The organism is Devosia sp. 1635 (assembly GCF_013185955.1).
Classification (GTDB): Bacteria; Pseudomonadota; Alphaproteobacteria; order Rhizobiales; family Devosiaceae; genus Devosia.
In genome coordinates this window covers 488,853-504,121 of sequence record NZ_JABAOM010000003.1, presented here as the reverse complement: position 1 = coordinate 504,121, position 15,269 = coordinate 488,853, and the positions used below count along the sequence as shown (strand labels likewise).

The window sequence follows — 15,269 nt, the reverse complement described above, 5'->3', positions numbered from 1 at the left end:
ATCTGGACCCGCGCTTTCTAGCGCGGGTCCTTTCTTTTGCGGGTATGCCATGACAAGCAAGGGTATTCACTGGCGGGGCATGACGACGCTGGATCTGCCGGCGGTGCAAGCTATTGCCGCTTGCGTGCATCCTAGCTTTCCCGAGGATCTTGCGGTGTTTGCCGAGCGCCGCGCCTTGTACCCGGATGGCGCCTGGCTGCTGGACATCAATGGCGCACCGAGCGGTTATTTCCTCACCCACCCTTGGACTGCCGGCACCATGCCGAAGCTCAATCAGCTTTACGGCACCCTGCCGAGCGGGCCGCGAACCTATTATCTGCACGATCTGGCACTTCTGCCCCAGGCTCGCGGCCATGGAGCGGCTGGAGTGATCGTCGAGCAGGTGCTGGACCATGCCAAGCGCGCCGGCTTTGCCACGGCTAGCCTTGCCGCCGTCAATGGCTCGGCGCCGTTCTGGAGCCGGCAAGGCTTCGTCCCTGTTGATGTGCCCGAGTTGCGCGAAGCGCTGCTGAGCTATGAAGACGCCGCGCAATATATGGTGCGGCAACTGAGCTGACCCGCCGCATGCTTGCTTTCCCGGGCCCGCCTCGCTACCGCTTGGCGGGCAAAGAGTGAGCCGATCATGACCGAGCAGCCTTTTCCCGAGCCTACCCGCCCGTTCGATCCGCATGGGGCGCTTGCTGCCGTCCATTTCCGCCGGTCACGCCGTTGGTGGCGCATTGTTGCCGCGCTTGCCATTGTCGTGGCCATCCTGGCGCTGCTGGGTCGGTTCACCGGTGGCGATGGCGTGGTCGGCGACCACATTGCCCGGGTTGTGATCGATGGCGCGATCAGCACCAATCGTGATCGGCTGGAAGCGTTGGAAGAGCTCGCCGAGGACGACAGCGTCACCGCTGTCATCGTGGCCATCAACTCACCTGGCGGCACGACTGCGGGCGGCGAGGAACTCTATGAAGCGCTGAGCCGACTGCGCCAAACCAAGCCTGTTGTCGCGGTGGTCCAGGAACTGGGCGCATCGGCCGCCTATATGACCGCCATCGCCGCAGATCGCGTTTTGGCGCGACGACTGTCCATCGTTGGCTCCATTGGCGTGCTGTACCAGCATGTGAATGCCGGCAAGCTGATGGATATAATTGGCGTCAATCTCGACAAAGTTGCTTCAGGCCCGCTCAAGGCTGAACCCGACTTTGATGAACCTTTGGTGGGCCCAGCACGCGAATCCATCGCGGCCCTCGTCAACGACAGCTTTGAGTGGTTCGTAGACGTAGTGGCGGAACGGCGGGGCTTGCCGCGCCCCGAAGCGCTGGCGCTGGCGGACGGGCGTATTGTCACAGGGCGAATGGCTGTTGCAAGCAAACTGATCGACGGTATCGGGTCCGAGCGTGAGGCGGTTGAGTGGCTAGTGGCGGAGCGCGGCATTGCCGAGAATCTGGAGCTTGTGACCGCTTGGCCCAAACCTGATCAGGGTCTGGGCTGGATCGGCGCCATGATCTCCGGGCAGGCGCGGGCGGCACTCGGGCTGCCTCCTGCCGGTGCCATCGCGCTTGACGGGTTGGTTTCGCTTTGGCAGGTTGACCCCGCCTCGTGAGTGGGGACGGATTAGGGCACCTTCGGAGCCAAACATGATCAAGTCGGAACTCGTCGAGAAACTTGCGGCCGAAAATCCGCACCTGTTCCAGCGCGATATCGAAAACATCGTCAATGCCATTCTGGATGAGATCGGCGATGCAATGGCGCGGGGCGACCGGGTGGAACTGCGTGGGTTCGGGGCCTTTTCGGTCAAGAACCGGCCGGCGCGCCTCGGGCGCAATCCGCGTACTGGCGAGCAGGTGGATGTGGGGGAGAAATACGTTCCCCAGTTCAAGGCTGGCAAAGAAATCCGCGAGCGGCTAAACCGTTCGTAACGGGCACACAGCCCAAGGCAGCGCTTTTATGGTCAAGAAAATCGTCGGCTGGCTGGTTCTGGTGCCGCTATGCGCCCTCTTGATCGTGTTCGCGCTGGCCAACCGCCATTTCGTGCTGATCAACTTCAACCCGTTCGTGCCCGTCGAATCCATGGCGACACCCGGTTATGGCGTGCCGTTGTTCGTCGTGCTCTATGTCGTGTTGCTGGTGGGCGTGCTCCTTGGGGGTATTGCCACCTGGTTCGCCCAGGCTCGGCATCGCAGTGGCGAGCGGCATTGGCGGCGTGAAGCCTATGCCTTTCAAAGCGAGCTCGAAAGCTTGCGCAAAACCCCGGCAGGGGGCGCCAGCGCCCCGCTTGCCGAAGTGGATGATCTTTTGGAACTGCGCTGATGCGCACCTTGCCCCCCAATCCGTGACAGGCGATGGCAGACCCTCTTATCATCAAGATTTGCGGCATCAAGACCACTGAAATGCTGGAAACCGTCATTGAGGCGGGCGCCGACATGGTGGGCTTCGTGCATTTCGTGCGTTCACCCCGGCATTGCACCATCGAGGACATTGCCGGGCTGATTTCCACTGCTCGTGGCCGGATCGAGAGCAGCGTGTTGCTGGTCAATCCGGACAATTCCTGCGTCGCCGAAGTAGCGGCGCTCGGCCCAGACTGGATTCAGTTGCATGGGCCCGAAAGCCCGCACCGCGTCGCGGCGATCCGCACTGAAGCGGGCGTTGAGATCATCAAGGCGGTGCCGATCGGGACTGCCGAGGACGTCGCCAATGTGGCTGGTTTCTCTGAAGTGGCCGACCGTATTCTGCTTGATGCCAAGCCACCCAAGGGCGCCGACCGGCCGGGCGGTCTGGGAGAGACCTTTGACTGGTCGCTGCTCGAGGCGCTCGACCCCGCCATACCCTTCATGCTGTCGGGCGGCCTGACGCCCACCACTGTCGCTGACGCCATCCGCATCGTGCGGCCAATGGGCGTGGATGTGTCCTCGGGGGTGGAATCCTCACCTGGCGTAAAAGACAAACGCCTGGTCGAAGCCTTTATCCGGAACGCCCGCGCCGCGCTTTGAGTTTGCAATTGGGACGTTGCAGGGCCTATTGAAGCGGCAAGCTCCGGCTTCCTTTCTGCTCCGCGATCGATTGGCGAGACCCCATGGACGGCATCAACTCTTTACGCAATGGCCCTGATGAAGCGGGCCGCTTTGGCCCATATGGCGGCCGGTTCGTTGCCGAAACGCTGATGCCGCTGATTTTGGATCTGGAGGCTGCCTATCGCGCAGCGCAAAAAGATCCCGCCTTTGCCGCCGAACTGAACGACCTGTCGACCCATTACGCCGGCCGGCCCAGCCCGCTTTATTTTGCCGAGCGGCTGACTGAGCATCTTGGCGGAGCCAAGGTATGGTTCAAGCGCGAAGAGCTCAATCATACCGGATCGCACAAGATCAATAATTGCCTCGGGCAGATCCTGCTCGCACGCCGCATGGGCAAGACGCGGGTGATCGCCGAGACTGGCGCGGGCCAGCACGGTGTGGCGACCGCTACCGTTTGCGCCAAGTTCAATCTGCCCTGCACTATCTTCATGGGTGCGACCGATGTCGAGCGGCAGATGCCGAACGTGTTGCGCATGAAGATGCTGGGCGCCGAAGTGCGCCCCGTCACCGCCGGCGCCGGAACGCTCAAGGACGCTATGAATGAGGCGCTGCGCGACTGGGTGACCAATGTTGAATCCACATATTACCTGATCGGCACCGCCGCGGGCCCCCATCCCTATCCCGAGATGGTGCGCGATTTTCAGTCGGTAATCGGCACCGAACTTAAGGAGCAGTTCCGGCAAGCCGAGGGCAAGCTGCCCGAAGCGATCGTGGCCTGCGTCGGTGGTGGCTCCAATGCCATCGGCACCTTCCACGCCTTTCTTGATGATCCGGAAGTCGCCATCTACGGCGCCGAGGCAGGCGGCCATGGCATCGAGGTGGAGAACGGCCATGCGGCCTCGATGACCGGCGGCCGCCCCGGCGTGCTGCACGGCAACCGCACCTATTTGCTGCAGGACCGCGACGGGCAGATCCTTGAAGGTCACTCGATTTCGGCCGGCCTCGATTATCCCGGCGTCGGACCCGAGCACTCTTTCCTGCACGACACCCAGCGTGTCACCTATGTGCCCATCACGGACACCGAAGCCGTCGAAGCCTTCCAGCTGTGTACCCGGCTAGAGGGCATCATCCCGGCGCTGGAATCGGCCCATGGCCTGGCGCAGGTGATCAAGCTCGCCCCCACGATGTCGAAGGACCAGTCGGTGGTGCTATGCCTCTCGGGCCGCGGTGACAAGGATGTGGAGAGCGTTGGCCGACGCCTGGGTCTGCTCTGACGCGACAGCGGCTGTCGTTGACAGCTGCCCGCTTCTGCTCCTAAACCGCCCAGCTGCTCCCATCGGAACCATTCATGTTTCAGTCCCGTATCGACAAGCGTTTTGCCCAGCTCAAGACCGAGGGCCGCCCGGCGCTCGTGACCTTTGTGATGGCGGGGGATCCTGATCTCGCCACGGGCCAGGCCATTTTCGAAGCCTTGCCGCAAGCGGGCGCCGATGTGATCGAGCTGGGCATGCCGTTTTCCGACCCCATGGCCGATGGCGTTGCCATTCAGTTGGCTGGTCAGCGAGCGCTGGCTTCGGGCCAGACCTTGCGCGGCGTGCTCGGCATGGTGGAAGATTTCCGCCGTAAGGATGAAACCACGCCGGTTGTGCTGATGGGCTACTACAATCCCATCTTCTCGTTTGGGGTTGAGCGTTTTGTCGCCGCCGCCAAGGAAGCAGGCGTTGACGGGCTGATTATTGTCGACCTGCCCCCCGAGGAGGATGAGGAGCTGTGCCTGCCTGCGCTCGCGGCTGGCATCAACTTCATTCGCCTGACCACGCCGACGACGGACGACAAACGCCTGCCCAAGGTGCTGCAGAACACGTCCGGCTTTGTGTATTACGTATCTATGACCGGCGTGACAGGATCGGCGATCAAGTCGCGCGGCGCTGTCGGCGAGGCGGTTGACCGGATCAAGGCCCATACCAATCTGCCGGTCGCCGTTGGCTTTGGCATCAAGACCGCAGAAGACGCCGCCGAGATCGGGCGCCATGCCGATGGCATCGTGGTTGGCTCGGTTCTGGTGGACGCGGTGCGCAATTCGCTGCAGGACGGCAAGGCCACCGGCGCAACCGTTGGGGCAGTGCGCGACTTGGTGGCGAGCCTTGCCGGCGGCGTGCGGCGCGCCCGCGCGTGAATCCTCGCCACATTGGCGATTGTGGTCGCCGCTGATAACAATGCCACAATCGTCTCCTAAGCCATCCTTTCGCGACCAATCCGCCGAGGCTTTCGCATGAACTGGATCGATAATTTCGTCCGCCCGAAAATCCGCTCGTTCCTCAACACGAAGCGCGACACGCCGGAAAATCTCTGGGTCAAGGACCCTGAGTCGGGCGAGATGGTGTTCTATCGCGATCTGGAAGCCAATCAGTGGGTGGTGCCCAATTCGGGCTACCACATGAAGATCAAGCCGGCCGATCGGCTCGCCACCTTTATGGACGAAGGCCGCTATGACCTGGTGCCGGTGCCCGCAGTGCCGCAGGACCCGCTGAAGTTCCGCGACCAGAAGCGCTATACTGACCGGCTCAAGGAAAACCGCGTCAAGACGGGCCACGAAGATGCGGTGATTGTCGCCACCGGTACGCTTTATGGTCACGCGATTACGGTGACGGTGCAGGACTTCGACTTCATGGGCGGCTCGCTCGGCATGGCCGCCGGACAGGGCATCATTACCGGGCTGGAAACGGCACTTGAGCGCAAAACGCCGATGGTGCTGTTTGTGGCTTCGGGCGGTGCGCGCATGCAGGAGGGCATCTTGTCGTTGATGCAGATGCCGCGCACCACGGTTGCCGTGCTGCGGCTGCGCGAAGCGGGGCTGCCCTTCTTTGTCGTGTTCACCAACCCCACTACGGGCGGCGTTACCGCATCCTATGCGATGCTGGGCGACGTGCATATTGCCGAACCGGGCGCCTTGATCTGCTTTGCCGGACCGCGCGTGATCGAGCAGACCATTCGCGAAAAGCTGCCCGAGGGCTTCCAGCGCTCGGAATATCTGTATGAGCACGGCATGGTTGACATGGTGGTGCACCGCCACAATCTGCGCTCCACCATCGGCTCGCTTGCCGGCATCTTCACCAAGACCGAGCCGGTAGCGGAACTCGCCTCGTCCTCACCGCTTCTGCAGCAGGTAACGCTGCGTGAAGTGGCGGTGGCGGCAGAAGCGGATGACGAGGCGCGGCCGCAACCCCCGGCCTATGCCGAATAGCGCCAGCCGCTGATTGCGACTGATCAGCCGATCTCGCGCTGCTCGCTTGAGCGGCGGCGAGATCGGGGCTAGGGAGTGCCGTCCAGTCAGGGGGCCCCATGTCGCGTACCGACCTCATTTTACAACGCCTTTCGGGGCTTCATCCCAAATTGATTGATTTGGAGCTGGAGCGTATCGAGCGGCTGCTTGAGGCGCTGGGGCGGCCACAGGATCGGCTGCCGCCGGTGATCCATGTCGCGGGCACCAATGGCAAAGGCTCGACCATCGCCTTCATGCGCGCCTTTCTCGAGGCCGCGGGGCAATCGGTGCATGTCTACACCTCCCCTCACCTCGTGCGCTTCAACGAGCGCATCCGGCTTGGTGGGCAGCTCGTGCCGACGCGCCGCCTCAACGAGGCCCTGGAGCGGGTGGAGCGGGTCAATGGGGGCGAAAACATCACCCTCTTCGAGGTGACCACCGCCGCCGCGTTCCTGCTATTCAGCGAAACACCGGCCGATTTCCTGCTGCTCGAAGTGGGCATGGGCGGCATCTATGACACCACCAATGTCGTTGCCCAGCCCCGAGGCGTCGTTATCACACCCGTGGACCTCGATCACCAGGCATTCCTCGGCAACACCATTGCCGAGATCGCCGTCAGCAAGGCCGGCATTCTCAAGCGCGGCAGCCCGGCCGTCATCGGCTATCAGCAGCCCGAAGGTCGCGATGTGATCGAGCGGGCGGCACGCCGGCTTGGCGTTCACCCCGCCTTTCAGGGCGAGGATTTTCACGGGCATCTGGAAGATGGGCGTCTGGTGTTCCAGGATGGCGATGGCCTCCTCGATCTGCCTCCGCCAGCCCTTTTTGGCGATCACCAGGTGGACAATGCCAGCCTCGCCATTGCCGCCGTACGGCGCTTCGGTTTGCCGGTCGACAAGCAGGCACTGGAGAGGGGGCTGAGGACGGTTTCCTGGCCCGCGCGCATGACCCCGCTCACGGGCAAGTTGCGCGATGCCTTGCCCCCCGATGCAGAACTCTGGCTCGATGGTGGCCATAATGCCCATGGCGCTGCCGCACTGGCCCGCGCGCTGGCGGCTCTCCAGGGCCAGCGCCCAGCCCCGCTGGTGCTGATCATGGGCATGATGAATAATCGCTCGCCTGCAACCTTCCTTGAGCCCCTCAGGCAATTCAATCCGTTGGTTCTGGGCTTGACCATCCCCGGCGAAGCCAACGCCCACGAGGCTTCGGCTATCGCCCAGACCGCGCAGGCACTTGGCCTTGAGGCCAGCCCCCAGCGCTCGCTCGGTGCCGCGATCCGCAAGGCCGCGGGTGTTCCGGGGGCCCGGGTCGTGATTTGCGGCTCGCTCTATCTTGCCGGGCACGCGCTGGCGCTCAACGGCACCCCGCCGAACTGAGGCAGTACCGCACAAAAAGAAACACCGCCGGATCGCTCCGGCGGTGTCAGCTAGTCTCGTGATCGGTCGATCAGCTTAGGCGGCGTGCGAGGACAACCACTTGCTGAGGCCAGCCTTGGGGGTGCCGGCACCGATCTTCATGTCGGCGGCTTCCCCGTCCTTGAACAGGATCATGGTCGGGATAGAGCGAACGCCGTATTTGACGGTGGTGGAGGGGTTTTCGTCGATGTTGAGCTTGACGATCTTGACCTTGCCAGCCAACTCGGTCGACAGCTCATCGAGCACGGGTGCGATCGCCCGGCAGGGCCCGCACCATTCGGCCCAGAAATCGACCAGAACGGGCTCTTTGGAATTCAGAACTTCCTCGCCGAAATTGGCGTCGGAAACGTGTTTGGTCATCAAAATTGCCTTTTGGTTGAAAGCGGTGCTTTGTTTGCTCCCAAAGCTGGGAAGAGTCTAGCGTTTCAGCAAGCAGACTCACCGGATGGTGAAACCCTCGCGCGCCTCGTGCAAGAGGTGGGGTGGAAGATACATCAATGATTCCAGCGTCGTCCACAGGATGGCGGCCCGCACCCGCAGTCCAGGGAAGAGCTGTTCTGCAACCAGTGCATACAACCCCAGCTGGGTCAGGTAGTTCCGCGCCACTCGTTCAGGTGCATCAGGAACCATGGCGTCGGATTTGAAGTCGATCACCAGAACGCCGTCGGCATCGACGACGATACGGTCCATGCGCCCCGCCAGCCGAATTGGCTCGCCGTTTTGGGCGGCATCAAACAGAAACGGCACCTCCGCGCGGCTCGAGGCGCCGAAGAGCCCCGCCAGCTCGGGCCGGGTCAGGATGGAGATAGCCTTGGTGCCCACGACCGTCTGTCGTTCGGGCGCCTCGGGCAAGAGCGCTGCGACCGCCTTAGGCACGACCTGGGGCCAAAGCGCGGGCTCCACGCTGCCGAGATGCTGCAGCAGCGCATGGAGCGCAATACCCTCGCGCCGTGAAGCCTCGGCGTCGCGCACCCCTTCAAGCGCGGTGCTAAAGGGGGTACGTGGCGCGCCCTGCGTGCCCGCTCCAGCGGGCGTGACGGTGGGAATGGCGCGGAATGTTGGCAGAGGCTCAAGCGCAAGCATGCCCGCGCTCTGGGTCTCTTGGGTAGTCCCGCCGGCCAAGCCGGCCGGTTGCTTGCGATCGCTTGGAAAGACCAGCGCGGTCTCAACGCCATCGGTATTGGTGACGCTTTGGCTTAGAGGGCGGAGGGCGGCTTCCACGGCTGCATACCAACTGCCCTCGAGCTGCTTTCCGGCGTCGCTCCCAGGAGTGAGCGCACCTGTCAGGTAAAGCTCGTCCTCGGCCCGGGTCATGCCGACGTAAAGCTTACGCCAATATTCGTTGAGCAGATTGGCATCGATCCGCTGCTTAAGAGGCGAGGTTTCGGGCAAATGCCCGTTGGCGCCGCTTGCATGGATTAGGAGCGGGCCGGGATAGTCAGGCACGAGGTAGATCGGCCGCCCCACCTGTTGCGGGCGTGGTTTGTTGACGGCATCGGCAAGGATTACAATCGGGGCCTCGAGCCCCTTGGCGCCATGCACGGTCATGATGCGCACCCCTGCCCCCGATTCGGGCAGTTCCCGCTTGACGGTACCGCCGAGCCCCCGCATCGCCGCGACAAACCCCAGCAGCGAAGGTTGTTCGGTCTGCTCGTGAGCGAGGGCCAGTTCCAGCAGCGCTGCCAGCACGTCGTCCACTTCGCTGCCGAGCCGGGCGTGAAAGCGCGCAAGCCCGTCTTCAGCATAAAGCACCTGGGCGAGAAACTCGAACGGGCGCTCGAAATCGAGCTCGCCGCGCCAGCGATGGAGCCGTTCGTACGCCTCGGCGCAAGGGGCAATCGTACATCGGCTCAACGCCTGCCACAGGCTTTGCCCCTGCGCCCGCCCATGACTGAGGCCGAACAGATCATCCTCGGTGATGTCGAACAAGGGCGAGCGCAGCAAGGCCGCCAGTTGCAGATCGTCGGCGGGATTCAGCAGCACGTCGCAGAGCGCCAAGAGGTCCATGACCGCGATGTGGCTGGTGACCCCCAACCGGTCGGCGCCCGGGGTGGGCAGGTCCCATTTGCGAAGCGCCCGGATAATCTCGGCAAAAAGCGGACCACGTGATTGCACGAGAATCAGGATGTCGTCGGCCCGCACCGGGCGGCCGCGGCCGGTGAGGGGACGCCCTCTCTTGATCCAGCCGCTGATCTCGGCGGCAATGCGTTCGGCGACTTGGCGTGGCGCGGTCTGCTCGATGGGCGGAACGCTGGTGGGCCATTCATCGTCCTCCCTGCCGCCCGCCGGCTGCTGCAGCGGGGGCCACAGGGTCACCGTACCACCCCGCATGGTGCGGGCGGCCTGGTGCTCCACCGGCTCGTTTTCCAGCAGGGCTTCACGCATCTCGGGGCTGTTGGTGACGAGGTCCACCGCCTGCAAGATTTCTGGCAGGGTGCGGAAGCTCGTGCGCAGGGGCACCGGCAGGAAGGGAGCATCGGCTTCAGCGGCCAGCCGGCGGTAGCGCTGGCCGGTTTCGCCAAAGAGTTCAGGTTGGGCGCCCTGAAACGAATAGATGGATTGCTTCTGATCGCCCACAGCAAAGAGCGAACGCGGCCGCGTCACCGCCCCTTCGCCGGCAAAAAACTCGGCGGTGATCGCCTTGACCACCCGCCATTGCTCGCCATTAGTATCCTGGGACTCATCGACGAGGATGTGATCGATCCCGGCATCGAGCTTGTAGCGCACCCATTCGCCCGCTTCGCGCTCGAAGAGGTCGGCAAGCCGCTCCACCAGGTCGTCGAAATCGAGCTTGGACTGCCGGCGCTTGGCATCCTCATAGCGTTGGTGGATGGCGCCCAGGATCTGAAAAAAGGCCTCGCTACGCTCCACCAGTTCGAGCTTGCTCAATTCCGCATCGAGCCGAACCACGCGCTCCTGCTCGCGTGTCAGCAGATCGAAGAGATCGGGGCGCTTGGCCTGCTGGGCGGCCGTGAGCAGGCGCGAACGCGGCCCCTTGTCTGTCAGGAACAGGCGCCGCAACTCACCCGCGGTGATCAGATCGGGATTGCAGCGCGCGAGCATGTCAACAAAGCGCGCACCTACCCCCTTAAGGGGATCGCCGGCAAATATCGTTACGAGATCACGGCAGCTAAGCGCGTTGAGCAGTGTATCGTTCTGGAGCTCGGCTTCCACTTCGGCGCTGGAGCGGTTGCCGGCATCCACCAGACGCCGGAGATTCGCCTTGGCCCGATCGGGATGCTGCAGCACAGTCTTGAGCTTGCGCCCATCAGCCAGGGCATCGGCAATGGCCTTGCGGATTTGGTCATCCGAAAGGGCGCGAAAGAGGGTTTCGACGGCCCCTTCGACGCCAATGCCCTCGGCCAGCACCGCTTCGCGGGCGCCGAGCAGCATATCTTCGCGCGTGTCATCTTCCACTACGGAGAAGTCGAAGGGCACCCGCGCTTCGAGTGGAAACCGATGCAGCACGCTTTCGCAGAAAGCGTGAATGGTGTTGATGCGCAGACCCCCCGGGGTTTCCAGCGCGCGGGCAAACAAGGTGCGGGCGCGTTCGCGCATGGCGGGGCGAAAGCTTGCGCCCTCAAGCTCGCGCAGGTCCTCTTCGAGCGCCGGCTCTTCCATGGTTGCCCAGCGCGCCAATTCGCGCGCCACCCGGCGCCGCATCTCGGCGGCCGCGGCCTTGGTATAGGTCAGGCACAAAATAGCCTGAGGATCGACGCCCGCGAGTAACAGGCGCAGGACGCGGCGCGTGAGCACGAAGGTCTTGCCCGAGCCCGCATTGGCCGACACCCAGATCGAGAGGCCGGGATCTGCCGCCTGGGCTTGGTTGGCGCGGGTATTGAACGGAACCTGAAGTTCGCCGCGATCGCTCACTGGTCGCCCTCCGTGCCATCCATGGCGCTCCATTCGGCGACCCGGGCGAGATGATCATAGGCTCCGGCAAAGCGCTGACCGGCCAAGGGCAAGAGCCGGGACGGCATGGGCGTCTGGCGCAAGAGGAAATGCTCCATATGGGTCTGGGCGCGACGCGCCAGCTCGTCGGCTGCCGACATCAGGTCGTGCCCTTCGGGGGGAACAAAGGCCTTGGGCACAAAGGCATCGGGACCCAAGCCAACCTTCACATAGGTCAGGGCAGCCGTATCGGCGGGCGCCACACCCTCCAGCGCGCCGACGCGCGCCATTTGCGCCTCGAGTAGCAGCTGGGGCACCTGGAAGTTCTGCATGGCCGCCTTGTTGGGCGGAGTGCCGGTCTTGAAATCGACGATCTCGAGCGTGCCATCGACGCGCTCGTCGACCCGGTCGGCCCGGCCGGTGATACGCATGGGCTCGTTGAGCTTGAGCGCCCAGTCGCCATCGATCTCGGCATGGCGGCGCCGAATCTCGGCGTCGCGGCTCCGCTCCCAATCGAGGAATTGCCGGGCAGCGGTATCGAAGCGGCGCAGCCAGATGTCGCGCCGCTCGGAAATGGCGTCGAGCCCGGCGAATTTGACGCGCGCAATGGCATTGAGGATGTCGATGGCGTCCGCGGCCATCGCATCATGACCATCGATCACGAACTGGGCAAAGATGTCGTGGATGATGGTGCCGCGTTCGCGGGCATCGGGCGGGCTGCCCAAGGCATCGATCGGGCGCAGGCCCAGCACGTGCTTGGCATAGAGATCATAGGGCGAGCGCATCAGGGTTTCGATCTCAGTGACCGAAAGGCGCCGTGGGCGCACTTCCACCGGCGGATTGGGTGCGGGACGGGTCGCCGGTAGCACGGGCGCTACCGCGTCAAGCGCCCGCGCCTCTACGCACCAGCGGCTGCCGCGCGAACGCAACGCCTTGATGCACACGTCCCCTGCAAAGGCTTCGAGGCGTTGCACGAGGCGCGAGGCAATGGCGGGGCTCGTGCCGATGCGTTCGGAAAAGGCGAGCAGCACTTCGCCATTACCCAGCGCCTGGGCAAAGTCGTGCGCGGCGAGGCCCTGCCGCCGCTCGGGCGGCTCGAGCCCGGCGGAAAGACGCATGCCGCGGCTGAGCCAGGGGCCGGGATCGGCCGGTTCGGGCCATTTGTCTTCGTTGAGCGCGGCGAGGATCAGCAGATCGGGGTTTTGCAGGCGCCCTTCGAGCTGTCCCCAGATGGTGATGTCAGTGCGCCGGGTTTCAAGCGTGCGCACCTGGAACCCGGCCATGAGGGCACGCAGCACCGCGTCAAGGCCGCGTGGGGCAAAGCGAAGGCCCTGCTCGCCGTGACCATCCAGTTCATTGGCCCAGGCCTCGAGTTCCCGGCGCCCCGGGATATCGGCGCCATCGGCGACACCGACAAAGCCGGCCAGCAAGGCCGAGGCGAGACCCGCCGCCGTGATCTCGGGCGCCGCCAGCTGCGCCTGCAAGGGCGCGAGGGCCGCCTCCACCATGTCGAGCAAGCCTGAGATGTCGGCGCCCGCCCGTGGGTCCAGCCGTAAAGCCGGGAAAGCGGTGATGCCATCGAGATTGGCCGCCAGCAGGGTGCGAATGCCGTTAGGGCCGGGGCTGGAGCGCTGCCCTCGCAAAAGGCCCAGCTCGATCATGTCAGCGACCCGGGCGATCTCGCCACGGGAGCGGCCAAAAAGGGCGGCGCGGTTGCGCAGCAATGCCATCAGGTCAACGGCAGCGCAGCCATTGGTGGCGAGCGCGAGGATTTCCCGCACCAGCCGCCCGGCGGCAGATTGATAAAGGGGAGCGCCGGCGGCGTCATCCACCCGAACATCCCAACGGGCCAGTTCCGCAGCAATCCGGCGCGCGAGGTTACGATCAGGCGTGACGATGCCCACGGTCTTGCGCGCCGCAAGCGCCGCTCGGGCAGCCAGGGCAATGGCGCGCGCTTCCTCGTCCTCGGTGCGCGCCGCAAGAATGCTCATGCCTGAAGTGGCAAGCGCAAGGGCTTCGTCGCTCATGCGCTGCTCGGACCAAATAGCGGTTTGGGGCGTTGGCGCGAGCGCGAGGCGGACCAGGTCGGTGCGGGCGGCTGGGGTATCCTCAAGCTCGATCACCTCACCGATCCCCGCTCCAAGCCCGCGCAGCAGCTTGCTCAACCCATATTGAGGGTGCCCATGGGGATTGTTGGCATCATCGAGCAAGGCGGCATGCTCGGCCTCGCTCATCGTCGTATCGAAGCCGGGCAGCACCAGCGCACCGCGAGGGAGCCGCCGAATGGCATCCAGAAGCCGCGCCGTTGCGGGAATAGAGCCCGTGGATCCGGCCGCAATTACCGGCCGGTCACCATAGAGCAAGGGCGCGGCGGCCGCCTGTCGGTCGAGGCGCAATGAGCGCAATGCGGCCGGATCGGCACGGCCCCGCTCGCGCAGGTGCTCGGGCCAGAACTGCAGGGCGATATCGAGGAAGCGCAGGGTTTGCTGCCAATAAGCACCGAGATTGCTTTCCACCCCAGCGGCGATAGCGCGCAGGTCGCCGGCGGTGCGCTCCTCGGTGGTCAGGTCATCGATCAGCTCTCCCAGCGAGTCGGCCATGGAGAGGATTTCGCCGGCCGTGGGCGGGGTCGAAAACGCTGCGCGCCCTTCGCTGGTATTGGCCCAGGCACCAACCAGGCGCGATAGCACCAGGCGCCGCTCCAGCCCCGAAGCTGCCGGCGGCAACAAGGGCGCATCGAAGGGCGGCAGGAACGGCTCTTCATCCTCCACTTCGCCACCAAAGGTCCGGATATCGGGTAATAGGCCACCGCCACGCTGCCGAAAGGCTTCTGCGAGCCCCAGCCGGGCGCGCTGCGTCGGGACAATCACGGTGACGTCGCTTAACCAGAAAGGCTGGCTGCGGTCCCAATCGCCCAGCAGCGTGCCATCAAGCATTCGGTCTGCCAGCTTGGGCAGGAAGGGCGCGTGGGGCGCAATGGAATAAATGGTCACGCCAGTTCCTGCTCCGCCGCCGCCAGTGCCTCGGGGTCGCCGACATGAAACCAGTGGGCATTCAACGCTACACCGGCAAGGGTCTCCCGTTCCATTGCCCGGTCGAACAATTGGGTGAGGGAAAATGCGCCATCCGGGGAATCGGCGAAGGCCGCTTTGCCGAGGAGAGCGACGCCGGCATAGATCACGGGCGCGCCATAGTCCGGCGTGACCCGGCCGAAGGGATCAAGACAGAAATCGTGACTGCGCCCGAACCCTGTTGCCCGGCTGGGATGGACACAAAGCAGCACGATCTCGGCTTCTCCCCCGTCCCAGCGCTCCAGCATGCGGGCGAGCGGCGTGTCCGCCCCCGGAAGCCAGAAGGCATCGGTGTTCATCACGAGCACCGGGTCGGAATGAAGCATGGGCAGCGCCGCCTTGACCCCGCCGCCGGTCCCCAGGAGCGTGTCCTCGCGCGACACTTTGAGCAGACCACCGAAATGGGCGAGCAACTGGTCGGCACGATAATGGGCGTTGGCGACAAAGCGCTTGGCTCCCTCGGCGCGGGCGCTGGCCATCACCCGCTCAATCAGCGGGGTGCCGCCCACGGGCACCAGCGGCTTAGGCAAGGTTTGAGTGATGGGCCGAAGCCGGGTGCCAAGGCCGGCGGCCAGCAGCATGACGTCAGGGAATCGAGCGATTTCGGTCATAGGCCGATATGAAGGGCTGGACTGGA

13 protein-coding genes are annotated in these 15,269 nt (G+C 64.3%); 9 read left to right on the top strand and 4 right to left on the bottom strand.

Annotated features, from left to right (window positions below; genetic code table 11):
* Window positions 1-49 precede the first annotated feature (49 nt).
* The 9 genes from HRU92_RS14705 to HRU92_RS14665 all read left to right on the top strand — a co-directional run bounded on the left by HRU92_RS14705 (window position 50) and on the right by HRU92_RS14665 (window position 7,631).
* Window positions 50-556 (top strand): GNAT family N-acetyltransferase, encoded by a 507-nt coding sequence (locus tag HRU92_RS14705; RefSeq protein WP_248307152.1) that lies wholly within the window; start codon window positions 50-52, stop codon window positions 554-556.
* A gap of 66 nt (window positions 557-622) precedes the next feature.
* The gene (gene sppA / locus HRU92_RS14700; RefSeq protein ID WP_172121757.1) at window positions 623-1,588 is read left to right on the top strand and encodes a signal peptide peptidase SppA; all 966 of its coding nucleotides are present in this window, start codon (window positions 623-625) and stop codon (window positions 1,586-1,588) included.
* Window positions 1,589-1,622: 34 nt separating this feature from the next.
* Window positions 1,623-1,904: an integration host factor subunit beta gene (locus HRU92_RS14695; protein WP_127755043.1), complete on the top strand. Its 282-nt coding sequence runs from the start codon at window positions 1,623-1,625 to the stop codon at window positions 1,902-1,904.
* A 28-nt stretch (window positions 1,905-1,932) separates the two neighbouring features.
* Window positions 1,933-2,295: a lipopolysaccharide assembly protein LapA domain-containing protein gene (locus tag HRU92_RS14690; RefSeq protein WP_172121756.1), complete on the top strand. Its 363-nt coding sequence runs from the start codon at window positions 1,933-1,935 to the stop codon at window positions 2,293-2,295.
* A 32-nt stretch (window positions 2,296-2,327) separates the two neighbouring features.
* The gene (locus HRU92_RS14685) at window positions 2,328-2,975 is read left to right on the top strand and encodes a phosphoribosylanthranilate isomerase (RefSeq protein ID WP_172121755.1); all 648 of its coding nucleotides are present in this window, start codon (window positions 2,328-2,330) and stop codon (window positions 2,973-2,975) included.
* 83 nt (window positions 2,976-3,058) lie between these two features.
* Complete coding sequence (gene trpB, locus HRU92_RS14680) at window positions 3,059-4,270, top strand: tryptophan synthase subunit beta (protein WP_172121754.1); 1,212 nt, start codon at window positions 3,059-3,061, stop codon at window positions 4,268-4,270.
* Window positions 4,271-4,344: 74 nt separating this feature from the next.
* On the top strand, window positions 4,345-5,172 hold the full coding sequence (gene trpA / locus HRU92_RS14675) for a tryptophan synthase subunit alpha (protein WP_172121753.1): 828 nt from the start codon (window positions 4,345-4,347) through the stop codon (window positions 5,170-5,172).
* Window positions 5,173-5,268: 96 nt separating this feature from the next.
* Window positions 5,269-6,240: an acetyl-CoA carboxylase, carboxyltransferase subunit beta gene (accD, locus tag HRU92_RS14670; RefSeq protein ID WP_172121752.1), complete on the top strand. Its 972-nt coding sequence runs from the start codon at window positions 5,269-5,271 to the stop codon at window positions 6,238-6,240.
* A 98-nt stretch (window positions 6,241-6,338) separates the two neighbouring features.
* Window positions 6,339-7,631 carry a folylpolyglutamate synthase/dihydrofolate synthase family protein gene (locus HRU92_RS14665; RefSeq protein WP_172121751.1) on the top strand — a complete coding sequence of 431 codons (1,293 nt, stop codon included), beginning with the start codon at window positions 6,339-6,341 and terminating at the stop codon, window positions 7,629-7,631.
* A gap of 75 nt (window positions 7,632-7,706) precedes the next feature.
* On the opposite strand, the gene trxA is transcribed toward HRU92_RS14665, so the two are convergent.
* From trxA to HRU92_RS14645, 4 genes are all read right to left on the bottom strand, one after another.
* The gene (trxA, locus tag HRU92_RS14660; RefSeq protein WP_127755036.1) at window positions 7,707-8,030 is read right to left on the bottom strand and encodes a thioredoxin; all 324 of its coding nucleotides are present in this window, start codon (window positions 8,028-8,030) and stop codon (window positions 7,707-7,709) included.
* A 78-nt stretch (window positions 8,031-8,108) separates the two neighbouring features.
* Window positions 8,109-11,543, bottom strand: a complete 3,435-nt coding sequence (gene addA, locus HRU92_RS14655) for a double-strand break repair helicase AddA (RefSeq protein WP_172121750.1) — start codon at window positions 11,541-11,543, stop codon at window positions 8,109-8,111.
* On the bottom strand, window positions 11,540-14,554 hold the full coding sequence (gene addB / locus HRU92_RS14650; protein ID WP_173088423.1) for a double-strand break repair protein AddB: 3,015 nt from the start codon (window positions 14,552-14,554) through the stop codon (window positions 11,540-11,542). The genes addA and addB overlap by 4 nt, the downstream gene beginning before the upstream one ends.
* Window positions 14,551-15,243, bottom strand: a complete 693-nt coding sequence (locus HRU92_RS14645; protein ID WP_172121748.1) for a nucleotidyltransferase family protein — start codon at window positions 15,241-15,243, stop codon at window positions 14,551-14,553. Before HRU92_RS14645 ends, addB begins: the two co-directional genes overlap by 4 nt.
* Window positions 15,244-15,269 lie beyond the last annotated feature (26 nt).